Genomic DNA, 26,292 nt, shown 5'->3' with positions numbered 1-26,292 from the left:
TTTGTGCCCGTTTATTTAAAACGGGCAACTTTCAACAAACAAACTAAACTTAGCTTTATCCGGCCATGCTAAATAGCTGGGTTGCCGGTTTATCAACCCAGAGGCGGGCATCCAGCGCCATACATATGTTGCGTAAAAAGCGCTTGCCTAATGGCGTTACGGTAAGCTGCCATGAATTCAGTTCCACTAATCCGTCATCGGCTAAGGCTTCCATGCGGTCCAGGCCGTCGCACAGGCTCAGGCAGGGTTGCAGGTGATGGTTCCAGTGCGTTTCGCCTTTGCACATAATATTAAGTATGTGCTTGCGTATAATTAAATCTTCCTCGGTTAATACGTGGCCTTTAAATACAGGCAGCTCCCCCTGGTTCACAATTTCAATATACTCTTCAACTTTCTTTACATTCTGGGCAAAAGCATACCAGGTATCGCTGATAGAAGATACACCCAGCCCGATCATTAATTGGGTATACTGATGCGTATAGCCCATAAAGTTACGGTGCAGTGTGCCGTTTAGTTCGGCTTGGTATAAGCTATCTGTAGGTAAGGCAAAGTGATCCATGCCAATCTCTTTATAGCCTAATGCAGTAAATAAGCGCCTGCCGGTTTCGTACAAATTACGTTTGGCATAAGCATCGGGTAAGTCTTTTTCGGTAAAATGGCGCTGACCGGGCTTAATCCATGGCACATGTGCATAGCTGTAGAAAGCAATACGATCGGGCATTAGTTCTGATACCATACGTATAGTATCAACCATACCTTCCATGGTTTGCAGCGGCAAGCCATAAATTAAATCGAAGTTTACCGAAGTATAGCCAATTTGCCGTGCCTGCTCTGTAACGGTTTTAACCTGTTCAAAGGTTTGGATACGGTTAATAATAAACTGCACCTTTGGATCAAAATCCTGAATACCTAAGCTTAATCTTTTGAAACCTAAGTTATACAGCGCCTGCAGGTGGGCTTCAGAAGTGTTACCGGGATGCGCCTCAAAGCTAAACTCTGCCTCTGGATGTACTAAGGCTTCGGCCAACAATCCGTTGATGAGCATATCAAGATTCTCAGGGCTGAAAAATGTTGGTGTACCGCCGCCTAAATGTATTTCGCGGATGACCGGCTTTTCTTGAAACATATCCCGGTATATAGCCCATTCTTTTAATACCGTTTGTATGTAAGGCTGTTCAACCGTATGGTTTTTAGTAATGCGGGTATTGCAGCCGCAGTAAGTGCACAAGCTTTCGCAATAAGGCAGGTGTACATACAGGCTGATGCCATCTGTAGCGTTGCTTTCGCGGAAAGATAGTTTAACAGACTCTTTCCAATCCTCAGCATTAAAAGAATCGGCATCCCAATAGGGCACCGTAGGGTAGCTGGTATAACGCGGAGCAGCTACATGGTATTTATCAATTAATTTTTCGGTGAGTTGCATAACAGGAGGGATTAAGATTTAACAACTGCTTTTTCAGCTTCTACCACACGGCAGTTTTTTGAACATACACAGGCATTACCTACACATTTTTTCAGTTGCCATAAATCCAGGTTTTTGATGGTTTGATCGGCAATTTGCTGTAACGCTTCCTTGGTAAGGTAGGCCTGGTGTGGTGTAACCAGCACATTTGGGTGCTGCATTAAATCCATCAGTAAAGTGTCTTTCACCTCGTCATGCTCATGATCTTCAAAAAATAAGCCTTTCTCATTCTCATAAACGTCTATACCCAGGTAACCTACTTTGCCAGTATTCAACCCGTGTATCACATCGCGGGTGTTCAGCAAACCACCGCGCGAGGTATTCAACAGCATAACGCCGTCTTTCATCAGCGCCAGGGATGATGCATTGATAAGATGATGCGTATCTGTAGTGAGCGGGGCGTGTAAGGAAATGATATCTGATTGCATGAGTAACTCTGCAAACGAAACCATTTCAATACTAGGCAGGCTCTCGGTTAAAAAGGCATCATAACCGATTACTTTGCAACCCAAGCCATTAAAAATAGCAGCTGTAGCCTGCCCGATATGGCCTAAACCAACCAAGCCTACGGTTTTGCCGTGAAAGTTGAAACCAATCAGCTCATCCTGCCTGAAATCAAAGTGCAGGCTATGTTCCTCGGCTTTAACAACCTGGCGGCTTAATGATAAGGCCAGCGCAACGGTATGCTCGGCAATGGCTTGCGGCGAGTATACCGGTACATTGGCCAGTTTAATGCCGCGCTCGGCAGCGGCCTGTTTATCTATATGATCGGTACCTGCAGAGCGGGTAGCGATGTATTTGATGCCCATATCGGCCAGCTGGTGCACCACTGGTGCTGACACATTATCATTGGTAAAAACCACCACCGCATCTTTGCCTTCGGCATAGAAAGCGGTTTCGGGGCCCAATGGGTTGGATATAAGCGTTATATCATGTTTCTTTTGATTGGCCTTCGCCAAAAATTCTTTCTCGAACGACTTTATACTGTAAGCTACCACTTTCATTTGTCAGAAGGCATTTAATTCAATACAAAAATACCTTCATCCATAGCGCTGCACCATGAGGGTAGTCAGCGCAAAAAGTGATCTTCGTCAGTTTTTCATTTTTATGAGCCGGTTAATGTCCAGAATTTGTATATGGCTGCCTTTTTTCTCAATCAGGCCTTCGTCTTTAAAATCGGTTAGCGTACGGCTTACCGTCTCGGTAGCTATGCCAGCCATCGATGCCAGTTCCTCACGAGATGCTTTATATTGCATAGGGTCGGCCGATTGTTTGCTTAGCCGTATAAGCGTTTGCGCCAGGCGCTTGCGCACGGAATGGTAAGCCAGTTCCATCAGCTGCTCTTCTTTTTCGCGAACATTGTTGGATAATATTTTAATGAACTGGTTACCCACATCGGGGTAGCGGTTAACTAAATTCAAAATGCTATCCTTAGGTAGCAGGCATATCGATGAATCTTCGGTTGCTTCGGCCGTTTCACTAAAGTTTTCATCCAGTAGCAGGGCTGTAACGCCTAAATAATCATCAGCTTTAAATAAGCCGGTCATCAGTTCACGACCATCTTCGGCCAGCTTAATGGTTTTTATGCTACCTTCCAGCACCAGGTAAATACCCTGCGGCTGGTCGCCATCATAATACAAAATCTGCTTCTTCTTGATCTGCCTTATCTTTCTGCTTGCCACTAACGATTTTAACTCCTCCATGCCGTTAGCCGAAGTGGCTGCCAGGCTTTCCAGGTTTTGCAGTGATTTGCTGTAGAATGCTTGTTGCTTTTCTTTTTTACCCAGCCGGCTTTCAATAGCGTTCAGCAGTTCTATATCGTCAAAAGGTTTGGTCAGATAGTCATCTGCACCCATTTCCATACCTTTTCTAAAATCTACACGCTCTGCCTTAGCTGTAAGGAATATAAATGGAATAGCCGCCGTTTCGGGATTTTTGTTGAGTAGGTACAAAACACCATAACCATCCAGTTCGGGCATCATAATATCGCATAAGATTAAATCAGGCTTGTATTGCTGTGCTATTTCGACACCGATTTTACCGTTGCTGGCTTCTTTAACCTCGTAGCCGGTTAATTCTAAAATTTCGGCTGTGCTTTCGCGGATATCGTTATTGTCTTCAATAATCAGGATCTTAGTTTTCATGCTGTGATAGGAAATGATATAGTGAATGAAGTGCCCTGGTTAACTTTACTTTCAAATTTAATGTTACCGTTCATCAATCCGGCATAGCGGGTTACGATATTTAAACCTAAGCCGGTACCCGGAATGTTACCGGTGTTATGTGCTCTGAAAAAAGCCTCAAACAGGTGTTTCTGATCACTGTCGGGTATGCCAATGCCATTATCTTTAACTACAATGATCAGATTGTCGGGCGTTAGTTCGGTATTGAACTCAATAAAGGTGTTCTCGCCCGAATATTTGATGGCGTTGCTGATGAGGTTGATGATACAGTTTTTTAGCAATGATTGATCGAGCGTAACCATACTGGCCGTGCCTGTATGCTGATAAATAATGTGCTGGTTTTGCTTGGCAATCAGCTGCATTTCTTCTGTAATCTCCTCAGCGAATTTTACAACGTTGAACTGTGTAAACACAGCTTCGGTTTTGCCTGCTTCCAATCTTTCTAATGATAAGAAATCGTTCAAGATACCGGTCAAATTGCCTACCGAATTTTTGATTTTACCAATATGCTTTGCAATGTTAGCACTCTGGAATTGCTGTGCATACTTCTCAATCAAAACTGCCGATAATTGAATGGAGCTCAATGGTGTACGGAATTCATGTGAAGCCATGGACACGAACCTGCTTTTAAGCTGGCTCAATTCCTTTTCTTTCTCGAGCGACTGGCTTACTTCTTCTTTTGCATGCTGTAGCGCATCCACTGTTTCGCGTAAGGATTGGGTACGTTCAGCAACCTGTTCCTCCAACTGACCGGCATATTCTTTCAGGCGGTCTTCGGCTTCTTTTTCGCGACTCAAATCGTGTATAAAGCCGGTATATATTTTACGGCCCGAATACTGCACCTCGCTCACGCCTAATCTGAATGGGAACACGGAGCCATCCTTGCGCAATCCCTGCACCTCACGACCAATACCAATAATATGTGCGCGGCCCGTACGCTGGTAACGCTCAATGTATTCATCGTGCCGGATTTGGTCGGGCGGAGGCATTAGTATGGAGATATTTTTGCCTATCACTTCATCCGGCTCATAGCCGAAAAGTTTGCAGGCAGAGGGATTGATGGTTTCCATGATACCCCTTTCATTGATGGTGATAATACCGTCGATGGCATTATCTATAATAGCATTTAACAAAGCAGCATTTTCCATGCTTCAGGAATAATAAAGCAATATAATGAAACAAATATCTGACAACAGACACTAATTAATGTTGTTGCGAATTAAACAAATAAGTGATAAGCATCACTTATTTTATACAGATATTTTTTAAAAGGCTCTTGTCTTTATATGTTCCTGACGTGGATTAAGTCTGTGTAAGATATTGCTATATAGATATTTATAGCGAATAAATCAGCTTACCGGTGCGGCTTATGCCGCCCGGTAAGCTGATGGTGAAAAAGAGGTATGCTTTTTAAAGAAGTTGTTAAAGTGTGATGGTTCCTCGAAACCCAGGCAATAGCTGATTTCGGATATATTCCAGTTGGTGCGTTTAAGCAGCACTTTAGCTTCGGTGGTCAGGCGTTCGGCTATATGGTGGGTGGTAGTTTTGCCCGTGGTTTCTTTAATAGCACGGTTAAGGTGGTTTACGTGCACGGCAAGCTTGTCGGCAAAATCTTTAGCCGAGCGGAGCGTAAACTGCTGCGCGGTTGATTCAATAGGAAATTGCCGTTCCAGCAATTCTGAAAATACTGATGTAATGCGTGCATTGGCATCCGTATGCTGGTGCAGCAATTCGGACGGTTGCAGTTTCAGGGCGGAGTGAATCAGCTCGGTTACATAGCTCCGGATAAGGTCATATTTAAAGATGTACTCTGAGTTGATTTCATCTACCATCTTCAGAAATATTTGTGCTATGCGCTGGTATTGCTCATCAGTAAGCATATATGCAGGTTTGCTGCCAATGGCAAACATAGGCAGGTCTTTAATGTTGCCGCGCAAATTTTCGGTAAAAAAAGCCTCTTTAAATATGCAGAAGTAGCCATTACTGCCCGATAGTGTTTCGACCGTGTAAGGCACATTGGGGTTAAAAAATATCAGCGTGTTGCCCGATACCTTAATGCTTTTATCTGCATAATGGAATACGTATTCACCTTTCATAAGGCTCACTTTATAAAAGTCGCGGCGGGCATACTGTATAGGTTGTTGAATATGCCGGTGACAATCTTCCATATCAAAAACATTAAAATGGCCAATGTCCTGACCCAGGTTTTCGGGAATATGGTTGAATTTTCTTTGGTAAAATTCTTCTAAGGTTTCAGCGTTTGCCATAGTGTGTGTCGGCTAAAATTAAATGCTCAGGTGTATGATAAAATTACATTAAAAATTCTGAAAAAGTTCAGTCAGCCTGATATAGCCATGTGGTACATAAAATCATCAGGCATACCAAGCTTTGGCTCAATTGGCTGAATGTTATCGTTGTCATATACTGGTTTTATATCTGCTTCAATGTACCATTGGGCGTTGCCCGTTCCTGTACATGATTTGCCACTTATTACTTTTGCCTGTACTGGCAGGTAACCGGCATTTATGCAAATGAATAACGTTTTCATAAGTTTTGAAAGAGTAAAAGGTTTATAATTATTCGTATCTAATCTCCGGTATCCCGGTACAGGATCATCCCGGCGTGGTAAAGTATACCATCCCGAAAGTCTCCATCGGCGGTAAAGCCGGTATCATCTATATAATCAATATGATTGCCCGTTATGGTGTAACGGCCCTGATAGGCGCTTTGGCGGTTGCCTCGCGCCTCATCATACCGTCCGTTGGGCAAAAGTTCATGGCGTATGTAACCATCGCTGGTTACCCACATGCCGGTGTAATCTGTATTAGCCGGCATGATCAAACCCTGTTGAAGTAATCACCGGTTTCCATTTTTCCAGGTCGTTTTTAATGACTTCCATTTTCTGGTAAGCCAGATCATAAGCATCCTGACCTAAAAACAAGTGTACCGGGGCTTCTGGTTCTGCAGCCATTTGCATAATTACCTGTATGGCCTTTTCCGGGTCTCCTGGCTGGTTGCCATTAATAGCGTTTTCATGCGCCTGTTGTACTTCCCGCACATTTTGGTAAGCTGCTATTGGGTTTTTAGGCAAGCCCAGAGAATCAGAAGTGAGGAAATTAGTACGGAAATATCCCGGATAAACCACGGTTGCTTTGATACCGAAAGGCGCAACTTCTGTTGCTAATGACTCTGTAAAGCCGGCAACTGCAAACTTGGTGGCACAGTAAATACCAAAGGCAGGAAATGCACCAGTAAAGCCGCCAATTGAGGCTATATTAAATATATGCCCGGATTTTTGCGAGCGCAAATGTGGCAACGCGTGGCGGATGATGTTTAATGAGCCGAAAACGTTAACTTCAAAGTTGCCGCGGGCTTCTTCATCGCTTAACTCTTCCAGTCCGCCTGCCTGGCCATAGCCAGCATTGTTAACTACTACATCAATTTTCCCGAACCAATCCACCGTTTTTTTGATTGCCTCTGCTACGCTTTCTTCCGATTTCAGGTCAACAGCCAATGGTAAAAACTCGTTGCCGGTGTAATTTACCGCCTTACTCAAATCATCCAGGTTACGTGAGGTGGCTGCTACCTGGTGGCCTTCATTTAATAATTGTTTTACGAGGGTTAGGCCCAAACCTTTTGAGGCTCCTGTTACTAACCAAACTTTGTTGTTACTCATAATGCTTATCTTTTTTGTTGATACAAAGGTAGCCTGACGGGTAGGGGCACCGTTTGCATATATCAAGCTGATACTTGCAAAATTCAAACAATCTAAGTTTTGAGCGTAGATGGTAGATAATTCAGCTCCTTTATTTACACTTCGTTTAAACTTTTATAGCCATACGGTGGTTAACTTTTACGAAATGCCTTGTGCTTATTTCACAATTAATTGTTCAGCCTTACTAACTATTTATAAAAGCTAAGTTAATGATTCAACCAGGTGGCAACAGACGCGTTATCATTACCAATGTATCCCCGAGTGTAGAGGGGGGCCTGTTTCCGGCAAAAGCAGTGATTAATGAAACCATAACCTTATCGGCAGACGTATTTGGCGATGGGCACGATGAAATTGCTGCCAGTGCTTTTATTAAGCACAGCAGCGATAAGCAATGGACCGAGCTGCCCATGCAGTTTATGCTGAACGACCATTGGCAAGTAACTTTCAAAGCCGAAAAGATGGGCTTTTACGAGTTTCGAATTGAAGGGTGGGAAGACCATTATACCAACTGGAAAAAAGGCCTGAAAAAGAAATACGCTGCCGGTCAGGACATCGGTGTGGAGTTGCAGATAGGTGCAAACCTGCTCAAGGAGGCCGCCGCAGCGATGCCCGAAAGCCAGAAGCAACTGCAGGGCTGGGCCAATCAGTTAAACAAAACCTCCAACCCCGAAGAGAACGTTACCCTTGCCTTGAGCGATGAGATAGCCAGTATCATGTACAGGCACCGTCATCCCGAGTTGGTAACCGTTTATCCAACAATATTTACTTTAGAGGTAGAGCGCAAAAAAGCGGCTTACAGTACCTGGTACGAGCTGTTTCCGCGCTCAACTGCCAGCGAACCGGGTAAGCACGGTACCTTCAATGATGTAGTTAGATTATTGCCGCGTGTGGCTAAAATGGGTTTTGATACCTTGTATTTTCCGCCTATACATCCTATTGGTGAAAAGAACCGAAAGGGCCGTAACAACTCCTTAACCACCGAGCCCGGCGATCCGGGATCACCGTGGGCAATTGGTAACCGTTTAGGGGGGCACAAAGCTATTCATCCTGAACTGGGCACACTGGATGATTTTAAGACGCTGATTAAAGAAGCTGAAAAGTGTGGCATTGAGATAGCTATGGATGTCGCTTACCAGTGCGCGCCCGACCATCCGTACGTAAAATCAAACCCGCAGTGGTTCATTTGGCGGCCGGATGGTACGGTACAGTATGCCGAGAATCCGCCCAAAAAATATGAAGATATTTTACCGTTCAACTTCGAAACTGACGATTGGGAAAACCTATGGCAGGAATTGAAGAGCGTAATCGACTATTGGGTTGATGCCGGTATTCGCGTGTTCCGTATAGATAACCCACATACCAAGGCTTTCCGCTTTTGGCAGTGGATGATAGGCGAGGTGCGAGCTAAAACGCCTGAAGTAATTTTCCTGGCCGAAGCCTTTACCCGTCCGCGCGTAATGGAACGTTTGGGCAAGGCAGGCTTCAATCAATCGTATAGCTATTTCACCTGGCGCAATACCAAACAGGAGCTGGAGCAGTACATGACGGAACTAACCCGTACCGAAATGCGCTATTTCTATCGACCAAATTTTTGGCCTAACACGCCCGACATCCTACCGCCGGCGTTGATACAAGGTGGCGAAAATGCGCACATTACCCGGTTGATATTAGCGGCTACGCTATCATCCAACTACGGCTTGTATGGCCCGGTGTATGAGTTTGGCATCAATACGCCGCATGGCACCAAAGAAGAATACGTTGATAACGAAAAGTATGAAATTAAGCACTGGGATTGGAACGCCTACACCCGCATAGGCGAGATCATTACCCGTGTAAACCGCATACGTAAAGAGAACCCGGCACTGCAATCAACCTGGAATATCGAATTTGCAGAAACTACCAATGATCAAGTCATCAGTTATGTAAAAACTGATGAAGATACAGGGAACAGCCTCATTGTGGTTGTAAACCTCGATTTTTTTAATACCCAGGCGGCACAGGTAAAAGTACCAATGCCAAAGCTCGGACTGGATTATGCCGACACCTATGTGGTAAAAGATTTATTAAGCGGCAGCAAATACCGTTGGGGAGAGTTTAACTATGTGGAACTGAACCCTTATCAAATGCCTGCACACATTTTTAAAGTAGAAAAACAATTATAAACCATGCCTCAAGATATAAATCAAATAGACGATAAATTACACTGGTATAAGGATGCCGTTATTTACGAGCTCCATATCAAAGCCTTTGCTGATGGTAACTGCGATGGTATAGGCGATTTTAAGGGCCTGATGGAAAAGCTGGATTACCTGCAGGATTTGGGTGTGACGGCTATCTGGCTGTTGCCTTTTTATCCGTCGCCTTTAAAAGATGACGGGTACGATATTGCCGATTATTACAACATCAACCCATCATATGGTGACATACGCCAGTTTAAAGCCTTTATGAAAGAGGCACACAAACGCGGCCTTAAAGTAATTACCGAGCTGGTTATCAACCACACCTCCGATCAGCATCCCTGGTTTCAGCGTGCGCGTAAAGCACCGAAGGGGTCAGATAAGCGAAACTATTATGTGTGGACCGATGACCCTACCCAGTTCAAAGATGCCCGTATTATCTTTCAGGATTATGAGCTCTCTAACTGGACTTGGGATCCGGTTGCAAAACAATATTACTGGCACCGCTTTTTCCATCACCAGCCTGATTTAAATTATGATAATCCGCTGGTACAACAGGAAGTATTCAAGATTTTAGATTACTGGTTAAAAATGGGTGTGGATGGTTTCCGACTGGATGCTGTACCTTACCTGTTTGAGCGCGACGGTACCAACTGCGAAAACCTGCCCGAAACGCACGACTATTTGAAAAAACTGCGTAAGTATGTGGACGAGAACTATCCCGGAACCTTATTGCTGGCCGAGGCCAACATGTGGCCCGAAGATTCGGCCGCATACTTTGGCGATGGCGATGAGTGCCAGATGAACTATCACTTCCCGGTAATGCCGCGTATGTTCATGGCATTGCAAATGGAGGATAAATATCCGATCACCGATATTTTTGACCAGACGCCCGAAATTCCCGCAACCTGCCAATGGGCAATGTTTTTGCGTAACCACGATGAGCTGACGCTTGAAATGGTGACCGATGAGGAACGCGATTACATGTATAAAGTATATGTAAAAGATCCAAAGGCAAGGATTAACCTGGGCATTCGTCACCGCTTGGCGCCATTGCTGGAAAACAACCGTCGTAAAATAGAATTACTGAATATATTGCTGTTCTCGCTTCCTGGTACGCCTGTGCTGTATTACGGCGATGAGATAGGTATGGGCGATAACTTTTACCTGGGCGACCGCGACGGTGTGCGCACGCCTATGCAGTGGGACTCGGGCCGAAATGCCGGTTTCTCGCAAGCCAATCCGCAGCGTTTGTATTTACCGTTGATCCTGGATCCGCAGTTTCATTATGAATCGGTAAACGTTGAACTGCAATCGCGCAACACCTCTTCGCTGCTGTGGTGGATGAAACGGATCATCGCTACCCGTAAAAAGTACAAGGCATTTAGCCGTGGCGACATGAAGTTCATTCAGAGCGAAAACTCGAAAGTATTATCGTTTACACGTACTTACGAAGATCAGACCATGTTAATCGTGGTTAATCTTTCGCGCTTCACCCAGCCGGTAGAGTTGGATTTGAATGCTTTCAAAGGTTACGTGCCTGTTGAGATTCAAAGCCGCAACCGTTTCCCTGCAGTAAAAGAGGATGCACCTTATTTCATCAGCTTAGGTGGGTATGGCAGCCAGATATTCGTGCTCGAAAATGTACAAACCGACATGGAAAACGAGCAGCGTCTGCGTACCATTGAGCTTTCGCGCTGGAGAGACCTGTTAAGCCGGGATGTAGTTGAGCAATTAGGTAACGACATTTTACCGGATTATATGATGCGCCTGCGCTGGTTTGGCGGCAAGGCCCGTGGTATGGAAACTGTGCGCGTGGTTGATTTTGCAAAAGTACCGCTGCAAGAAAATAGCGCCTACATTTTACTGCTTGAAGTTACTTACCGCGACGGTTTACCGGATATGTACCAGTTGCCTGTTGCATTTGCTACGAACGAGCAGGCCAGCAAGTTGCAGGAAGGTTGCCCGCAGTCGGTAATAGCCCAGGTTAAGCTTGAAGGGGTTGATGGTATATTGTACGATGCTATTTATGGTCTGGATTTTCAACAGGCTATTATCAACAACATGGCGCATCACCACAGTGTACCGCAAATCAATAGCGAATTGGTGTTTACCGGCAACCGTGAGCTTAAAACCCACCTTGCCGAAAATCCGGATACGAAAGTTAAAATGCTTTCGGCAGAGCAAAGTAATACATCCATCACTTACGATGGCGCTTATTATCTGAAGCTTTACCGTAAGGTTGACCGCGCCATTAATCCCGATATGGAGATTAGCCAGTTCCTGACCAGGGAAGCTGGTTTCCAAAACACACCGGGCTTTGTTGGTGCCATTGAGTGGCAGTTTGGTAACCAAACTATGGTACTGGGCATGATGCAGGAAATGGTTAAAGCCAACAGTGATGGTTGGGAGTATATGCTAAGCCGTCTGGATGATTTTAACGATAACCTTTTGTCATCAACCGATACGGATAATGTAGTATCAACCGCCCTGATTGGCAGCTTAACCGAGCCGGTAGCTTATGAGCAGGTTCCTGAAGGCGTTAAAGAAAAACTGGATGCAACGGTAGCCGAACTGGTACGCCTGTTAGGCGAGCGTACCGGCGAAATGCACCTGGCATTAGGTTCCGAACATGAAAATCCGGCCTTTAAGCCCGAGGATTATTCACTTCACTACCAACGCTCGTTGTTCTCATCATTACAATCGCTGGTACGGGTAGCATTCCAAACTTTGAACCGGACGATTAAAAAGCTTCCAGACGAAGTACGGAAAGAAGCAGAGGAAATTCTGGGCATGAAGGATGAGATCTTAAGCATCCTTAAAAAGATATACAGCCGTAAGATCGATGTAACCAAGATCCGTATCCACGGCGACTATCATTTGGGGCAGGTATTGTTCACCGGAAAAGACTTCCAGATTCTGGATTTTGAAGGCGAGCCGGCACGCAGCTACAGCGAACGCCGTTTAAAATATTCACCACTGCGCGATGTGGCGGGTATGATTCGTTCGTTCCATTATGCGGCTTACGGCAGCTTGTTCCTGGATAACCAGATACGTGTGGAAGATATTGAAAAACTGATTCCGCACGTGGAGCAATGGTACCATTACATGTCAGGATTCTTTATGCAGTCATACCTCGAAACGGTGAAGGATTCATCTTTTGTGCCGAAAAGTACCGAAGATCTGGAAATACTGCTGCAAACCTTCCTGCTGCAAAAAGCGGTTTACGAGCTTAATTATGAGCTGAACAACCGCCCGGCATGGGTGGTGGTGCCAATACGCGGTATCAAATCAATTGTAATGAAAAACAGAGTAGAGAAAGCTCAATAATCAACATATGGAAGCACACGAAATAGCAGATACCGCACAATCGCAGGAGACCACACCGTGGTTCTCCCTGTTTTCAGATTTTGATATTGAACTTTTTAAGGCCGGTAAGCATTACCGCTTGTATAACAAACTGGGCGCACACCAGGTAGAGCACCACGGGCAGCAAGGCACTTACTTTGCTGTTTGGGCACCCAATGCCAGCTATGTATCTGTAATTGGAAACTTCAATGGCTGGCAACGGCAAAGCCACCCGCTTAGTGTGCGCTGGGACCATTCCGGTATTTGGGAAGCTTTTATTCCAAACGTTGCAGGTGGCGAAGTGTATAAGTATTTTATCGAAGGCCAAAATGGGTACCAAGTAGAAAAGGGTGACCCTTATGCTTACCGTTGGGAAGAGGCACCGCAGACTGCAACCTTTACTGCCGACTTAAACTATACCTGGGCCGACCAAAACTGGATGAACGACCGCCAGAAGGTAAGTCCGCTTAAAAAGCCAATTTCAATCTATGAAATGCACGTTGGTTCCTGGCGACGGGTTATAGAAAATGGCGAGAGCCGTTTTATGACCTACCGCGAACTGGCAGCTGATTTAACCGGTTACTGTAAAGAAATGGGTTTTACTCACGTAGAGTTTATGCCCGTAATGGAGCATCCGTTTTACGGTTCATGGGGATACCAGCTTACCGGGTATTTTGCACCATCCAGCCGTTTCGGCACGCCGCAGGATTTTATGTACCTGGTTGATCAGCTTCATCAGGCTGGGATAGGGGTAATACTCGACTGGGTTCCCTCGCATTTTCCTACCGATGAGCATGGCCTGGGATACTTTGATGGTACGCATTTGTATGAGTATGCAGACCCACGCAAGGGTTTTCATCCTGATTGGAAAAGCTTGATTTTTAACTTCTGCCGTAACGAAGTAAGGGCATTTTTAATTTCGAATGCGCTTTACTGGCTCGATAAATACCACATTGATGGTTTGCGTGTCGATGCTGTAGCTTCTATGTTATATCTCGATTATTCGCGTAAAGAAGGAGAGTGGATCCCGAACGAGTATGGCGGCCGTGAGAACCTGGAAGCGATCAGCTTCTTGAAAGAATTTAACGATGCCGTACACACGCATCACCCGGATGCTTTTACCGTAGCCGAGGAGTCGACCGCCTGGCCGGGTGTAACCGCACCTTCCAATGCCGGTGGCTTGGGTTTTGATATGAAATGGATGATGGGATGGATGCATGATACGCTCGATTATTTTGCCAATCCGCCTATCTATAGGGGGTATCATCACGGGCAGTTAACCTTTAGCCTGGTATATGCCTTTACCGAAAAGTTTGTACTACCACTTTCTCATGATGAGATTGTTTACGGTAAACATTCCCTGATCGACAAAATGCCCGGCGACCGCTGGCAGCAGTTTGCCAATTTGCGGTTGCTGTACAGCTACATGTTTGGCCACCCCGGTGCCAAAATGATATTTATGGGTGGCGAATTTGCCCAGCACCATGAGTGGCAGCACGATTATAGTTTGGACTGGCACGAAAGCGACCAGCCCGACCATAAGGGTATTCAAAAGCTGCTCACTGATCTGAATAAGCTCTCTCAGAACTATCCGGCATTATACGAGCAGAATTTTTCACCCGAGGGTTTTGAATGGATAGATGTAAGTGATAGTACCAACAGTGTTATTTCCTGGATACGTAAAGGAAATAGCGATGATGAAAAACTGCTGTTTATTGGCAACTTCACACCTGTTGTTCGCGAGAATTACCGTATTGGTGTGCCGCAAATGGGTTACTACACCGAGGTGCTCAATTCAGACGATCTTAAATACGGTGGTAGCGATGTACTGAATGGTTCAGATATCGAAGCCTATCCAATTCCGATGCATGGCAAAACGCATTCTGTATCCTTAACCCTGCCACCTTTAGGGCTGGTGGTGTTAAAGTACATGAGGGATTTTGATTAACAAAAAGAGAAGGTCCTTGCCAAACGGTAAGGACCTTCTCTTTTATTATACTCATTTAATAACTGTTATTTCACCGGGCGCGGTTTCGGTGAAGCTATTACCGCCTGCTCAAATTCCGATGGCCGCATTTGTGTAAGCTGATAAAATGTGTTGCTGAAAGCAGAAAGGCTATTATATCCCGTAGCAAATGCAATCTGACTCAAGGTCATGTCTGATTGTAGCATCATTTCCACCGCTTTAACCATGCGCAACTGCTTCAAATATTGTAAAAAGGAAATACTCAGGGTTGACTGGAACAACCGTGATAGTGTGCGCTCACTAAAACCAAATTTTTCACTTACGCTTTGCAGGGATAAGGGCAATGCGGCATGGTCGCGCAGGTATAACAATACCGGTCTTATCCTTTCGTTGGTTGTTGTAGGTAAAACGATAGGCAGATTTTTATCACCCAGTAAAGGCAATATATTTTTTATAGCTGCCACAAAGGCAAAGGCTTTGTCATTTGGTTTGATATCGCCATTCCATTGCTCCGTGAACACAATCATTTCATACAACAGCGTATTTACCGGATAAATACCCATACGGGTATAGAATGGGTTGCTCTCGTCATCCATACTATAAAAGTATAGGTTTCGAATAGCAGTAGCCGAGTGCCCCACTTGCAGCCAGTGTTTAAGGTTTGAAGGTATCCATATATAGTGCCTGGATGGTATCACATATGTTTTTTCTTCCATATGTACATAAGTAATACCGCCCTGTACATAAGTAAGTTGCCCCTTTTTATGGCTGTGTACCGAAAACTTCCTTTCTACTTTTTCGTGCAGAACATATACCGAATCAGGGTGTTTATCTATAAGTTTTAGGCTCTCTTCTTTCATATTCAGCTGATAATGCCTTGGCCGGAATCATCAAATTTTCGGCAAGTTAAATAAAATTACACACAGCCTATAATGGTAATTTTGTGCATTATTTTTTATGTATTATTCACTTAAATATATATTAATCATATTAGCCACGGCCGGTATGGTTACGGCAGCCCGGGCGCAGCAGCAGCCAGCCGCGGGGGCACCGGTACAGCTTACCCTGCAAGAGATTTGGAACCGGGCCGAGCAGTACAATAAAAGCATACAAATGCAGCAGCTGAGCGTTCGCAGCAGCGAAGAAGATATTAAGGATGCCAAAGCAGAACGCCTGCCCGAAATTAACGCAACCGGTGAGTACGCCTATGTAAGTAACCTGGCTTTATATAAAAACGGCTTGCTTAATAGCCCGTCGCAGTTTCCGGTGCTGCATACTTATTACCGGGTTGGCGGTGATGCTTATCTGAATATTTATAACGGTAACAAAACCAATCTTAAAATTGAGGAGCAGGAAACGGTACGCCGCCTGCGCGAAGAGCAGAAAAAGCTAACCGTATCAGAAATCAAATTTCGTGCAGCGCAATATTTTTTGGAACTACGCCGCGCCATGACTTTCAAGGGCCTGATGCAGGCTAATATTGCTGAGCAGCAGAAGCAGCTCGACCGTATACGCGTATTGCAAAAAAACGGCGTGGTGTTAAAAAGTGACGCCTTACGTGCCGAATTGCAGCTATCCAGGCAAAAACTTACACTGGAGCAAATTGAAAACGATATAGCCATTGCCAATCAAAAGCTCAACATCCTGATCGGTCAGCCAGATCAGACCTTGGTTACGCCTTTAACACAAAAAGATAGCACAGCTTTAACTTTGCAATCCTATGAAGATTATCTGTTACAGGCGGAGCGTAATTCGCATCAAAGCAAGGTATCTGCGCAGGAAACCGAGTTGCGCCGTTTGCAACTAAAGGATGTGAAGGCCAACGTGTCGCCTAAGCTGGGCTTGTTTGCCAATTACGCTTATACATATCCGCAAATACAATTTTATCCGTACGAGGGTACCTTGTACGGCTTGGGGATGACAGGCGTGCGGGCCAGCTTTCCCATCTCAGCTTTTTATCATAACAAGCACAAAGTAAAAGCGTCTGAATTGGAATACGAAAAGCAGGAGCTGGAACATAAGGATACAGAAGATGCCATCAGGCAGCAGGTGAATGAGGCCTATCTGCGCTATAAGGAAGCGCTTGATCGTATTACGGTAGCACAAACCAACATACGCCAAGCATCCGAAAATGCCCGTATTGTAAACAATACTTATTTCAATCAACTCTCACTCGTTACCGATTTGCTGCAATCGAATACCGAAGTGCTGCAAACGCAATTTGATTTGGCTGCTGCAAAAATAGCGGCGCAAATGCAATATTATCAATTACAAAAAGTTATAGGCAACCTTTAATTTTATGAGTACCACCACCTCTAATCAATACACCCGTACCGATAAACTGATTACCCGCATCAGCGCCTGGATAGCCGGCGCTATACTGGTAGCACTGGCTGTATGGGGAGCCATATCTTTATGGCAGTTGTACCTGTACGAAGAAACCAACGATGCACAGGTTGAAGAATATATTAACCCGATTACCTCACGCGTGAGCGGTTACATACGCGAAATACGTTATGAAGAAAACCAGGACGTTAAAAAAGGAGATACGCTGATTGTTATTGACAACAGCGAATATGAATTGCAACAGGCCGAGGCCGAGGCAGCGCTTACAAATGCCCATGCTCAGTTAAAAGCTTTAGCAAGTAATGTGCAAACCACAGCCAATGCATCGCAGGTAACGCAATCGCAAATAGCGGCAGCTAAAGCCCGCTTGTGGCATCAGCAGCAAGAATATGCACGCTACAAGCGCTTGTATGAAGCGGAATCTGCTACCCAACAACAGCTGGAAAATGTAGAGACTGCCTTGAACGTAGCTCGGTCAGAATACCAGTCGGCGGTTGAAAACTATCAGACATCCTTATCACGCGTAAATGATACACGTGTGCAAAGAGCAGTTTTGGAGGCGGAGGTTAAAAGACGCCAGGCTGTTGTAAATCGTCACAAACTGGATGTTGGCTATACCATCATTACCGCACCGTACAACGGTAAAATGGGCCGCCGCACTATACAGCAAGGCCAAGCCATACAGGCAGGGCAAACGCTGGCTTTCATTGTAGACCAGGAGGCCGGTAAATGGGTCATAGCTAATTTTAAAGAAACCCAGGTACGCCATATGCGCATCGGCCAAGCTGCCGAAATTGAAACGGACGCTTATCCGGGGCGTAAGTTTAAAGGAACCATCATTTCGCTTTCGCCGGCTACCGGTTCACGCTTCTCGTTACTGCCGCCCGATAACTCAACCGGCAACTTTGTGAAAATTGTACAGCGCATACCGGTACGTATCCGGCTTACCGAAAGCACAGCGGTGATAGACCCACTGCGTGCGGGTATGAATGCGAATGTAATAGTGCGGAAAGAGCAGGGAGAAAATGGACAGTAAGCCGACACCGGTATTTAAAACATGGGCTCCCGAGTGGTTAATTAGGGGCGTTATTTTGATGGTAGTGATACCCTCAATGGCATTGTTTGGGCTATCTACCGCAAACGGTGCATCTGCAGCGGGCTACTACGGCATTGAACCCGCCGATGTACAATACTCCATGGTAATATTTTATGCTGCCGTAGCCAGCTTTTTTGCGTTGGAGCGGCGTTTCTTCATCTTTATTGCGGTAAGAGAGTATTTGATTATCAGTACTATTGTGCAGATTATTACTTCCTACATTTGCTACACCACGCATAATTTGCACGAGCTTTTTATATTCCGGTTTATACAGGGCATGGCCAATTGTGCATCAACCAGCATTTGCATTACACTCATATTTAACAGGCTGCATGGAGAACGTGCGCGTGAAATTGGCTACTCGGTATTTTACTGTATTTTGCTGATGATTTCTCCCTTGACAACGTTACTCACAGCGCCTATACTGGACGATTATGATTTTAACGTGTTGTACAAAGGCATTATCTTCTTTTACTTGCCGGGTACCCTGCTGTTGTTTTTAATTATGAACAACGTGCGGCTAAACCGTAAGTTTCCTTTATACCAGGTTGATTGGGCCAGCTTTATTATTTATGCGCTTGCATTATGCCTTATTGGCTATGTGCTTATATACGGGCAGCAATATTACTGGTTGCACGATACCCGCATTGCTGTAAGCGTAGTGGCTATTGTGTTGTTGCTTGCGCTGCATGTGGTAAGGCAGGCAAAATTGAAACGGCCATACTTATCATTAGAGGTTTTCAAGTATAAAAATTACGTTATCGGCGCATTTCTGGTATTTATCCTATATATCTGCCGCGGGGCGTTCAATATAACATCTGGCTACTTTGCCAGTGCTATGGGGATGGACCCTATACATTTAGGTTATATTTTGCTTGCCAATATGGCGGGTATCGTACTGGGCGTAATTGTATCGTCGCGCCTGGTTGTGATGAAAAAGCCGATGCGTCTGGTATGGTTATATGGCTTTGTGCTGCTGCTGCTGTTCCATTTGTGGATGCGGTTTTTGTTTGCGTCGCAAGCCAATGCCGAAACTTACATCATCCCGCTCATGGTGCAAGGGCTGGGTGCCGGTTTGCTCATGACACCGCTCATCGTTTTCATGGTATCATCTGTGCCTATGCATTTAGGTGGTGCAGCCTCGGCTACCGGGGTGTTTTTCAGGTTTACGGGCTTTTGCAGCAGCATCGCACTTATTAATTATTTTCAGTTAGAGAAAGGCAGCACGCACTTCAATCGTTTTCAACAGGAGCTATCTGAAGCCAATCCTATTTTTATACAAAGGGTAACCTCTTACCGCCAGCTGCTAATTGGCAGGGGCATGCCGCCCGATCAGGCCGCGCGCTTGGCAAATGGGTTGGTGAATCGCTCGGTAGCCGCACAGGCGCAGCTGCGGTATGCGATGGATTATTATTACTTAATCAGCTGGATACTGGTCATCGTTATTCTTATTATCGCATTGTACCCTTACATCAACCGTACCATTGTGAATGTAAGAGCCAACCAACCGGCTCCAGCATCATATTAAGATATGATACCGGCTTAACAAACCGCTTAATATTATAGCGCTTATTATCGTTACTTTGCGGCTCAGTTTCAACTGAGCCGCATTTGTTATTATGGATATTGCCGAAGGTTTATTTTTTGCCCTGTTCTGGGCTTCCGCTACTGTTGCTACCAAGTTTGCCATAAGATCTGTTGATCCGTTTTTGCTTTCGGTACTGCGCTTTGCTTTGGTAGCGGTAATATTGTTAACCTATACCTATGTAATTAAAAGGGGACAGGTACGTTTTCCAAACCGCTCAGAAATGGGTAAGCTGCTCATATTGGGAATTCTGAATATTACGGTATACATGACCGGTTACCTGATTGCAATCGAAACTGTTTCTGCCGGATTAATCAGCCTCGTATCGGCAGCCAACCCGCTGATTTTAATTTTACTTTCAGCCTTGTTTTTGAAGAAGAAGCCGTCTATGCATCAATGGATAGGTATTGTGCTTTGCCTGTCCGGACTGATATTAGCTGCCAAACCCAACCTGGAAAATAGCCATGCAACCTTAAAAGGACTTATCGCTTTGGTGCTGGGCCTTACCTCTATATCTGCAGGCAGCATCTGTTTTTCCAAATTCAACCTGTCGTTACCCAAAATGGCGGTCAATACCTGGCAAATTACCCTGGGCGGTTTACTGATGGCGCCTATCTTACTCATAAACAGCAAGCATAACTACCTGACGGCCGATCTTAATTTCTGGCTGTCATTCCTGTGGCTGGTTATACCGGTTTCGGTTGTAGCTTACGGATTATGGCTCAACCTGCTGCATAAAGACCCGGTAAAGGCCGGCACCTGGATGTTTTTAACTCCGGTGCTGGGATACATAATGGCCGTTACCATATTGCATGAACATGTAACGGTTTATGGTGTAATAGGGGCACTGCTGGTAATTACCGGCCTTATGTATTCGCGCAGAAAAGTAAAGTTAGCCTGATTAATAATTATAACGGTAATACGCGTCTTTAAAATCTTTGCGCATGTCGGCAAAGCGTGTGGCAACGGTTTTGTAAAACTCTTCATCCAGTATTTCGAAAACGCTGTTTATACCGTCGGTCAAATCCATATCCGGTATTTTATAAGTTTGCTCCAAAGCGCCTTGTTCTATCTTGATGATAAACTTATTGTTCATGCTCAGGATAGATACCTTGAATTCGGCGTGGGGTATTTCGGCAATTACTCTCATAACTTTTAAAACTTAATTCTTCCTTGCAGTGGGTCGGCACCGTTCAAAGTGCCCCAGGCTGCAATAGGTTTAAAACGTGCAAACAGCTCTTCGCTGTACCAGTTCTCGCTTCTTGTTTTTTTAATAACCTCCGCATGTTCGGGCGAGCGGTAGGCAAAGTTTTTTACATCCTCTAAACTTTCCCAAACCGAAAATGTGGCCTGCCGGTAAACCGGTGCTTCACCAATCCCTACTGAGGTAACGAAACCTTTCGAAGTAGCCATCATCCGGGCAGCCTGATCTACATGCGACCAAAAATTCTTTAAACGGTTAAGCCGGATAGTTGCCCGGGTCAAAACTGCAACCGGCCCTATATAATCTGTTTTTTCAGGCTTTCCAAAAGGTTCTTCACCATCCCATAGGCCATGCGCTTGCAGTGGCTCAGCCAATATGGTCCAGCTTTCTGTAGTCAGCTTTTTCCACCAGCTTTTTATAAATGATTTTTGGTAGAATTGGTCAAAATCATCGCGGCTGTTCCAGGTTGCCAGTACGCCCCATTGCTGCCAGTCGGGCGTTAAATCAAAGCTGCCTCGCTTGCCACAGCCCAATAATTTCCAAAAGCTGCAGCCTTTTTGCAGGGATAATGGAAGCCTATGTACAGCCATAGCCAGTAAGGCAAAAGGAATGAGCGATTTACGGTAGCGGACTATGGTTAAACTGACAATCATGTTTACAAAAGCGAAATAAAACATTAAATATGAGATTTGCCTTATTTAGTTTTTAGCAAACGTATTTACATTTGCTGCCATGGCCGAAGACTTAAAAATACTGCATACCACCGATAAAGCTGCACAATACCAATCACTGCAGCCCCAGATTGAAGCGCTGATTACCGGCGAACCCGATTTAACAGCAAACTTGGCTAACATGGCTGCTGCATTAAAAGAACAGTTTAAATGGTTTTGGGTGGGCTTTTACCTGGTAAAAGGTAATGAACTGGTACTGGGGCCATTTCAGGGTCCGGTGGCTTGTACACGCATTGGCTTAGGCAGGGGCGTTTGCGGCTCGGCATGGCAGCAGCAAAAAACCTTGATTGTGCCCGATGTGGAAGCATTTCCCGGCCATATTGCCTGCAGCTCACTTTCACGTTCAGAGATTGTTGTGCCGTTATTTAAAGATGGCGTTGTTTGTGGTGTACTGGATGTAGACAGCGAGGAGTTAGACCAGTTTGACGAGATTGACGCACAGTACCTAGAAGAGTTGGTAAAACTCATTCAGTTCTAATGGAGAAACTTTTTCTGATATCAGGGCTCGGTGCCGATAGGCGCTTGTTTGATAAAATTCAACTGCCCGGTTATGAATTTATTCATGTAGACTGGATTGAGTCGGAACAGAACGACTCGATAACTACTTACGCCAAAAAGTTAATTGAGACTTACCATATTACGCCGGGTTCGAGCATTATCGGCGTATCTTTAGGTGGTATCCTGACGGTAGAGATTAGCAGCATGATACCGCTGCATAAAGCGGTTATAATATCCAGCATTAAGTCGATTAATGAAATTCCGTGGTACTTCGCTTTGTTCAGGCGGCTACCCGTTTATAAAATATTGCCTATCGGTTTTTACACTTCAATGGGGGCGCTCATCAAACCTTTGTTCGAGCAGATGACCCGGCAGGAATGGGCTTTGTTTAAAAGCATGCTGGCTGGTACTTCGCCCCGGTTTATGAAATGGGCCATGCACGCCGTATTGCGCTGGCAACCCAAACCCCTCAGCTGCAAGATACATCATATCATCGGCACGCGCGATTTTATCTTTTCGCATAAAAACATTTGCGATGCAGATCATATTATACAAGGCGGAACGCACGATATGGCATATAAAAAAGGTGAGCAGGTAAGTGCTATCCTGCAATCCATTCTTAAAAATGAAACTGCCTGAAGAATATTATCTAAATAGCAACGTAGTAGAAGTAAGCCGCGATTTACTTGGTAAATATTTATTTACACGCATCAATGGTGTGGTTACCGGGGGGTATATTGTAGAAACCGAGGCTTACAACGGTGTAATTGATAAAGCGTCGCACGCGTACGGCAACAGGCGCACAACCCGTACCGAAACCATGTATCACCAGGGTGGTATTGCTTACGTTTACTTATGCTATGGCATTCATGAAATGCTCAATATTGTAACTTCTGTTGATGGCCAACCCCATGCCGTGCTGATCCGTGCCATTAATCCTACAGTGGGTATTGATGAAATGCTTTACCGGCGTAACATGGCTGTGGTAAAGCCCAATATCACTGCTGGCCCGGGTTCGGTGGGCAAAGCAATGGGCATTACCCGCAAGCTAAACGGAATCAGTTTACAAAGTGATGAGCTTTGGATAGAAGACCTGGGGCTTACCTTTGCCGATGATGCCATAGCTGCTGTACCTCGCATTGGTGTCGCTTATGCCAAAGAGGATGCTTTGCTGCCTTACCGCTTTTACGTTAAGGGCAACGTGTACGTAAGCAAGCCCAATCGTTAAAAAGTTCAATCAAAATCGGTTTTTATGGGTTATATAACTAATCAGCAATATAACATAAGCCATGGATTACGAAAACGACTTAAAGAAACTGGAAAATATTGAGAAGCTGCGCGGCATGATTGATAAATCTAAAACAGCCATGCTAACCACCTTTACTACCGATGGCGGTTTTCATAGCCGGCCAATGGGCACGGCACAGCTGGATGTAGATGGCAGCTTGTGGTTCTTTACTAAAGAATTTACCCCAAAAGTAGCAGAGATTTCTATCGATAATAAAGTTAACGTTACATACAGCAATGCTTCGGCATCTACCTATATCAGCATTAACGGCGTTGCCCAGATTGTTGATAACCGGATTAAAATGAAGGAGTTGTGGGATCCGTTCATTCAATCCTTCTTTCCGGAAGGGTTAGATGATATGAACCTTACACTGCTGCGTGTAGATGTGTCGGATGCGGAGTATTGGGATAACAGTGCAGGTACCGTAGCCATTGTGTTCAAGTGGATACAATCACAAATTACAGGCAAAAAGTTTGAAGAAGGTGAACACGACAAAGTCGAATTATAAGTAAAGGCAGCTTTTAAAGCTGCCTTTTTTGTAATATTGACTAATGAATTTTGAGAATACACCGGCCTTTGCCCGCCAACTGGATGAAAAAGATCCATTATGGCTGTTTCGCCAGCTTTTTCTGATACCACAGCATCAGGGTAAAGATGCTGTTTATTTATGTGGCAACTCATTAGGCTTGCAGCCTAAATCTTCAGCGCAGCACATTGCCGGCCAGCTAAAAGTTTGGCAGGATTATGCTGTAGAAGGCTGGTTTGAACCAGAGCAGCCCTGGCTAACTTATCATCAGCAATTAAAAGCGCCCCTTGCGCGAATAGTAGGTGCCTTGCCGCAAGAGGTTACGGTAATGAACTCGCTTACCGTAAACCTGCATTTATTGATGGTGAGCTTTTACCAACCAACAAAGAAAAGGTATAAAATATTAATGGAAGCCGGTGCTTTCCCGTCAGACCAGTACGCGGTGGAAAGCCAGGTGCGTTACCATGGTTTTGCGCCGGATGATGCCATTATTGAAATACATCCGCGTGCCGGTGAAAGTACTTTACACACCGAAGATATTACCGATGCCATCAATCGCAATTCGGATGTACTGGCATTGGTGCTTTTTAGCGGCATCAATTATTATACCGGTCAGTTTTTTGATTTAAAAGCAATAGCTCATGCAGGGCACCAGGCAGGTGCCTATGTGGGGTTTGATTTGGCCCATGCCGCCGGGAATGTACCGTTGAACTTGCACGATTGGGGCGTTGATTTTGCAACCTGGTGTTCTTATAAATATATGAACTCTGGTCCGGGTGGTATAAGCGGCATATTTGTTCATGAAAAGCACTTTCATGATGCTGAGCTTAACCGCTTTGCCGGTTGGTGGGGTTATCACAATGATACCCGTTTCCGGATGACGCCTGGTTTTAAACCGGAATTTGGCGCCGAGGGTTGGCAGGTAAGCACCAGCCCAATATTGCTGATGGCTGCCCATAAAGCAGCGCTGGATATATTTGAACAGGCGGGTAGTATACCGGCATTAAGGCAAAAAAGCTTGCTGCTTACCGCTTATCTCGAATTTTTGATTCAAGAGATTAACGCGCAGCAAGGTGACGATCTGTTTAGAATTATTACACCACATAACCAGCAGGGCCGGGGCTGCCAACTGTCGGTAATTTGTAAGCATAACGGCAAGAAGATATTCGATCATTTGGTAAGCCGTGGGGTGATTGGCGACTGGCGCGAACCGGATGTAATCAGGCTAAGCCCGGTTCCATTATATAACTCGTTCACAGATGTATTTGAAGCTGCACAAGCTTTGGCTGAAGCAGTAAAATAAACGCTATGATTACCTACAATCCTAAAGACTGGTTTACCTTCTTGTTCCGCTTTCACAAATCGGATACCCTGCGTGCGCTGTTTCCGCTCATTATAGGCGTTGGTATTTATGCTGCCGTAGTCACATACATTATGATAGACCACCTGCATGTGGCCGAAAGCAATGTGATACATAAAACCAATGTAGTGCATCAAACGCTCGGCTTTGTGTTGTCCCTACTATTGGCCTTTCGCATCAATTCTGCTTATGACCGTTGGTGGGAAGGGCGCAAGCTGTGGGGAAGTTTGGTGAACAACAGCCGCAATCTGGCTATTAAGGTCAAGCATTTGTGCGGCGAAGCTGATGTAGCTTTCTTTAATGACGCTATACCACTGTATGCTGCCGTTCTCAAAAATCATTTGCGCAACCTGCATCATGTAGATTACGAAACCAAGTTGCCTTTGGTGCAGGGCAAACATTTGCCTAATCAGGTTGCCTCCTTAATGATTCAGCGTGCATTTGACCTAAGTAAGGCAGGAAAAATTAACATGGAGCAGTTGCTTAGCATCAATGCAGAGCTTACCTCATTCACCGATATCTGCGGGGCTTGTGAGCGTATACGCAATACGCCTATTCCGTACAATTATGGTGTCTTTATTAAAAAGTTCATTTTCTTTTTTGTGATGACGCTGCCCTTAACCTGGTCGTTTGATTTGCATTATTATATTGTGCCCATCATTGCCTTTGTGTTGTATGTGCTGGCCAGCATGGAGCTGATTGCAGAGGAAATTGAAGATCCCTTTGGTCTGGATGCAAACGACTTGCCGCTCGACCAGATTAGCACCAATATCAAAAAACACGTCGGCGAAATTTTAGAAGCCTGAT

The 26,292-nt window shown here is 45.0% G+C and carries 24 protein-coding genes; 13 read left to right on the top strand and 11 right to left on the bottom strand.

Annotated elements, in window-relative coordinates:
* Nucleotides 1–55 precede the first annotated feature (55 nt).
* The 8 genes from hemN to KHS38_RS02760 all read right to left on the bottom strand — a co-directional run bounded on the left by hemN (nt 56) and on the right by KHS38_RS02760 (nt 7,321).
* Entirely contained in the window at nt 56–1,423 is a 1,368-nt protein-coding gene (gene hemN, locus KHS38_RS02795) for an oxygen-independent coproporphyrinogen III oxidase (protein WP_213486838.1), read from the bottom strand.
* A gap of 11 nt (nt 1,424–1,434) precedes the next feature.
* Nucleotides 1,435–2,466, bottom strand: coding sequence for a 2-hydroxyacid dehydrogenase (locus KHS38_RS02790; protein ID WP_213486836.1), 1,032 nt, complete (start codon nt 2,464–2,466; stop codon nt 1,435–1,437).
* A gap of 87 nt (nt 2,467–2,553) precedes the next feature.
* Nucleotides 2,554–3,606 (bottom strand): response regulator, encoded by a 1,053-nt coding sequence (locus tag KHS38_RS02785; protein WP_213486834.1) that lies wholly within the window; start codon nt 3,604–3,606, stop codon nt 2,554–2,556.
* Nucleotides 3,603–4,793: a PAS domain-containing sensor histidine kinase gene (locus KHS38_RS02780; RefSeq protein ID WP_213486832.1), complete on the bottom strand. Its 1,191-nt coding sequence runs from the start codon at nt 4,791–4,793 to the stop codon at nt 3,603–3,605. The genes KHS38_RS02785 and KHS38_RS02780 overlap by 4 nt, the downstream gene beginning before the upstream one ends.
* Nucleotides 4,794–5,012: 219 nt before the next feature.
* Nucleotides 5,013–5,912, bottom strand: a complete 900-nt coding sequence (locus tag KHS38_RS02775; RefSeq protein ID WP_213486831.1) for a helix-turn-helix domain-containing protein — start codon at nt 5,910–5,912, stop codon at nt 5,013–5,015.
* Between the two features lie 71 nt (nt 5,913–5,983).
* Nucleotides 5,984–6,193, bottom strand: coding sequence for a hypothetical protein (locus KHS38_RS02770; RefSeq protein WP_213486829.1), 210 nt, complete (start codon nt 6,191–6,193; stop codon nt 5,984–5,986).
* Nucleotides 6,194–6,231: 38 nt separating this feature from the next.
* Nucleotides 6,232–6,480 carry an Atu4866 domain-containing protein gene (locus KHS38_RS02765; protein WP_213486827.1) on the bottom strand — a complete coding sequence of 83 codons (249 nt, stop codon included), beginning with the start codon at nt 6,478–6,480 and terminating at the stop codon, nt 6,232–6,234.
* A complete protein-coding gene (locus tag KHS38_RS02760) occupies nt 6,470–7,321 on the bottom strand; it encodes an SDR family NAD(P)-dependent oxidoreductase (protein WP_213486826.1) in 852 nt (283 codons plus the stop codon). The genes KHS38_RS02765 and KHS38_RS02760 overlap by 11 nt, the downstream gene beginning before the upstream one ends.
* 248 nt (nt 7,322–7,569) lie before the next feature.
* Here KHS38_RS02760 and KHS38_RS02755 point away from each other — a divergent pair, with 248 nt between their 5' ends.
* The 3 genes from KHS38_RS02755 to glgB are packed head-to-tail and all read left to right on the top strand — an operon-like array spanning nt 7,570 to nt 14,833.
* Nucleotides 7,570–9,522: an alpha-1,4-glucan--maltose-1-phosphate maltosyltransferase gene (locus KHS38_RS02755; RefSeq protein ID WP_213486825.1), complete on the top strand. Its 1,953-nt coding sequence runs from the start codon at nt 7,570–7,572 to the stop codon at nt 9,520–9,522.
* 3 nt (nt 9,523–9,525) lie between these two features.
* Nucleotides 9,526–12,867, top strand: coding sequence for a maltose alpha-D-glucosyltransferase (gene treS / locus KHS38_RS02750; protein WP_213486824.1), 3,342 nt, complete (start codon nt 9,526–9,528; stop codon nt 12,865–12,867).
* 7 nt (nt 12,868–12,874) lie between these two features.
* Nucleotides 12,875–14,833, top strand: coding sequence for a 1,4-alpha-glucan branching protein GlgB (gene glgB / locus KHS38_RS02745; RefSeq protein WP_213486820.1), 1,959 nt, complete (start codon nt 12,875–12,877; stop codon nt 14,831–14,833).
* Between the two features lie 65 nt (nt 14,834–14,898).
* Here the strand turns inward: glgB and KHS38_RS02740 are convergent, their stop codons facing one another.
* Nucleotides 14,899–15,711, bottom strand: a complete 813-nt coding sequence (locus tag KHS38_RS02740; RefSeq protein ID WP_213486819.1) for a helix-turn-helix domain-containing protein — start codon at nt 15,709–15,711, stop codon at nt 14,899–14,901.
* A gap of 145 nt (nt 15,712–15,856) precedes the next feature.
* Here KHS38_RS02740 and KHS38_RS02735 point away from each other — a divergent pair, with 145 nt between their 5' ends.
* The 4 genes from KHS38_RS02735 (at nt 15,857) to KHS38_RS02720 (ending at nt 20,779) form a co-directional block, all read left to right on the top strand.
* Complete coding sequence (locus tag KHS38_RS02735) at nt 15,857–17,146, top strand: TolC family protein (RefSeq protein WP_249665257.1); 1,290 nt, start codon at nt 15,857–15,859, stop codon at nt 17,144–17,146.
* Nucleotides 17,147–17,150: 4 nt separating this feature from the next.
* Nucleotides 17,151–18,233, top strand: a complete 1,083-nt coding sequence (locus tag KHS38_RS02730) for an HlyD family secretion protein (RefSeq protein ID WP_213486817.1) — start codon at nt 17,151–17,153, stop codon at nt 18,231–18,233.
* Entirely contained in the window at nt 18,223–19,821 is a 1,599-nt protein-coding gene (locus KHS38_RS02725) for an MFS transporter (RefSeq protein WP_213486815.1), read from the top strand. The genes KHS38_RS02730 and KHS38_RS02725 overlap by 11 nt, the downstream gene beginning before the upstream one ends.
* Before the next feature lie 91 nt (nt 19,822–19,912).
* On the top strand, nt 19,913–20,779 hold the full coding sequence (locus KHS38_RS02720; RefSeq protein WP_213486814.1) for a DMT family transporter: 867 nt from the start codon (nt 19,913–19,915) through the stop codon (nt 20,777–20,779).
* On the opposite strand, the gene KHS38_RS02715 is transcribed toward KHS38_RS02720, so the two are convergent.
* Together KHS38_RS02715 and KHS38_RS02710 are read right to left on the bottom strand one after the other, a co-directional pair.
* Entirely contained in the window at nt 20,780–21,028 is a 249-nt protein-coding gene (locus KHS38_RS02715; protein WP_213486813.1) for a hypothetical protein, read from the bottom strand.
* 5 nt (nt 21,029–21,033) lie between these two features.
* Nucleotides 21,034–21,735 carry a DUF3291 domain-containing protein gene (locus KHS38_RS02710; RefSeq protein ID WP_213486806.1) on the bottom strand — a complete coding sequence of 234 codons (702 nt, stop codon included), beginning with the start codon at nt 21,733–21,735 and terminating at the stop codon, nt 21,034–21,036.
* A gap of 79 nt (nt 21,736–21,814) precedes the next feature.
* Between KHS38_RS02710 and msrC the strand changes: the two genes are divergently transcribed.
* The 6 genes from msrC to KHS38_RS02680 all read left to right on the top strand — a co-directional run bounded on the left by msrC (nt 21,815) and on the right by KHS38_RS02680 (nt 26,291).
* Nucleotides 21,815–22,291, top strand: a complete 477-nt coding sequence (gene msrC, locus KHS38_RS02705) for a free L-methionine (R)-S-oxide reductase MsrC (RefSeq protein ID WP_213486804.1) — start codon at nt 21,815–21,817, stop codon at nt 22,289–22,291.
* On the top strand, nt 22,291–22,950 hold the full coding sequence (locus KHS38_RS02700; protein ID WP_213486802.1) for an alpha/beta hydrolase: 660 nt from the start codon (nt 22,291–22,293) through the stop codon (nt 22,948–22,950). The genes msrC and KHS38_RS02700 overlap by 1 nt, the downstream gene beginning before the upstream one ends.
* Nucleotides 22,937–23,539, top strand: coding sequence for a DNA-3-methyladenine glycosylase (locus tag KHS38_RS02695; RefSeq protein ID WP_213486800.1), 603 nt, complete (start codon nt 22,937–22,939; stop codon nt 23,537–23,539). The genes KHS38_RS02700 and KHS38_RS02695 overlap by 14 nt, the downstream gene beginning before the upstream one ends.
* A gap of 61 nt (nt 23,540–23,600) precedes the next feature.
* Nucleotides 23,601–24,107 carry a pyridoxamine 5'-phosphate oxidase family protein gene (locus KHS38_RS02690; protein ID WP_213486798.1) on the top strand — a complete coding sequence of 169 codons (507 nt, stop codon included), beginning with the start codon at nt 23,601–23,603 and terminating at the stop codon, nt 24,105–24,107.
* Between the two features lie 43 nt (nt 24,108–24,150).
* A complete protein-coding gene (kynU, locus tag KHS38_RS02685) occupies nt 24,151–25,428 on the top strand; it encodes a kynureninase (protein ID WP_213486797.1) in 1,278 nt (425 codons plus the stop codon).
* Between the two features lie 5 nt (nt 25,429–25,433).
* Nucleotides 25,434–26,291 carry a bestrophin family protein gene (locus KHS38_RS02680; protein WP_213486795.1) on the top strand — a complete coding sequence of 286 codons (858 nt, stop codon included), beginning with the start codon at nt 25,434–25,436 and terminating at the stop codon, nt 26,289–26,291.
* Nucleotide 26,292 lies beyond the last annotated feature (1 nt).

The organism is Mucilaginibacter sp. Bleaf8, from assembly GCF_018390515.1.
Taxonomy (GTDB): domain Bacteria; phylum Bacteroidota; class Bacteroidia; order Sphingobacteriales; family Sphingobacteriaceae; genus Mucilaginibacter.
The sequence above is the reverse complement of the archived record's forward strand: the minus strand, read 5'-3'. Positions and strand labels throughout refer to the sequence as shown.

What these genes read in the sequence shown, in the direction of transcription:
- hemN (WP_213486838.1), bottom strand. Translation starts at nt 1,423, where the DNA reads ATGCAACTCACCGAAAAATTAATTGATAAATACCATGTAGCTGCTCCG.
- KHS38_RS02790 (WP_213486836.1), bottom strand. Translation starts at nt 2,466, where the DNA reads ATGAAAGTGGTAGCTTACAGTATAAAGTCGTTCGAGAAAGAATTTTTG.
- KHS38_RS02785 (WP_213486834.1), bottom strand. Translation starts at nt 3,606, where the DNA reads ATGAAAACTAAGATCCTGATTATTGAAGACAATAACGATATCCGCGAA.
- KHS38_RS02780 (WP_213486832.1), bottom strand. Translation starts at nt 4,793, where the DNA reads ATGGAAAATGCTGCTTTGTTAAATGCTATTATAGATAATGCCATCGAC.
- KHS38_RS02775 (WP_213486831.1), bottom strand. Translation starts at nt 5,912, where the DNA reads ATGGCAAACGCTGAAACCTTAGAAGAATTTTACCAAAGAAAATTCAAC.
- KHS38_RS02770 (WP_213486829.1), bottom strand. Translation starts at nt 6,193, where the DNA reads ATGAAAACGTTATTCATTTGCATAAATGCCGGTTACCTGCCAGTACAG.
- KHS38_RS02765 (WP_213486827.1), bottom strand. Translation starts at nt 6,480, where the DNA reads ATGCCGGCTAATACAGATTACACCGGCATGTGGGTAACCAGCGATGGT.
- KHS38_RS02760 (WP_213486826.1), bottom strand. Translation starts at nt 7,321, where the DNA reads ATGAGTAACAACAAAGTTTGGTTAGTAACAGGAGCCTCAAAAGGTTTG.
- KHS38_RS02755 (WP_213486825.1), top strand. Translation starts at nt 7,570, where the DNA reads ATGATTCAACCAGGTGGCAACAGACGCGTTATCATTACCAATGTATCC.
- treS (WP_213486824.1), top strand. Translation starts at nt 9,526, where the DNA reads ATGCCTCAAGATATAAATCAAATAGACGATAAATTACACTGGTATAAG.
- glgB (WP_213486820.1), top strand. Translation starts at nt 12,875, where the DNA reads ATGGAAGCACACGAAATAGCAGATACCGCACAATCGCAGGAGACCACA.
- KHS38_RS02740 (WP_213486819.1), bottom strand. Translation starts at nt 15,711, where the DNA reads ATGAAAGAAGAGAGCCTAAAACTTATAGATAAACACCCTGATTCGGTA.
- KHS38_RS02735 (WP_249665257.1), top strand. Translation starts at nt 15,857, where the DNA reads ATGGTTACGGCAGCCCGGGCGCAGCAGCAGCCAGCCGCGGGGGCACCG.
- KHS38_RS02730 (WP_213486817.1), top strand. Translation starts at nt 17,151, where the DNA reads ATGAGTACCACCACCTCTAATCAATACACCCGTACCGATAAACTGATT.
- KHS38_RS02725 (WP_213486815.1), top strand. Translation starts at nt 18,223, where the DNA reads ATGGACAGTAAGCCGACACCGGTATTTAAAACATGGGCTCCCGAGTGG.
- KHS38_RS02720 (WP_213486814.1), top strand. Translation starts at nt 19,913, where the DNA reads ATGGATATTGCCGAAGGTTTATTTTTTGCCCTGTTCTGGGCTTCCGCT.
- KHS38_RS02715 (WP_213486813.1), bottom strand. Translation starts at nt 21,028, where the DNA reads ATGAGAGTAATTGCCGAAATACCCCACGCCGAATTCAAGGTATCTATC.
- KHS38_RS02710 (WP_213486806.1), bottom strand. Translation starts at nt 21,735, where the DNA reads ATGATTGTCAGTTTAACCATAGTCCGCTACCGTAAATCGCTCATTCCT.
- msrC (WP_213486804.1), top strand. Translation starts at nt 21,815, where the DNA reads ATGGCCGAAGACTTAAAAATACTGCATACCACCGATAAAGCTGCACAA.
- KHS38_RS02700 (WP_213486802.1), top strand. Translation starts at nt 22,291, where the DNA reads ATGGAGAAACTTTTTCTGATATCAGGGCTCGGTGCCGATAGGCGCTTG.
- KHS38_RS02695 (WP_213486800.1), top strand. Translation starts at nt 22,937, where the DNA reads ATGAAACTGCCTGAAGAATATTATCTAAATAGCAACGTAGTAGAAGTA.
- KHS38_RS02690 (WP_213486798.1), top strand. Translation starts at nt 23,601, where the DNA reads ATGGATTACGAAAACGACTTAAAGAAACTGGAAAATATTGAGAAGCTG.
- kynU (WP_213486797.1), top strand. Translation starts at nt 24,151, where the DNA reads ATGAATTTTGAGAATACACCGGCCTTTGCCCGCCAACTGGATGAAAAA.
- KHS38_RS02680 (WP_213486795.1), top strand. Translation starts at nt 25,434, where the DNA reads ATGATTACCTACAATCCTAAAGACTGGTTTACCTTCTTGTTCCGCTTT.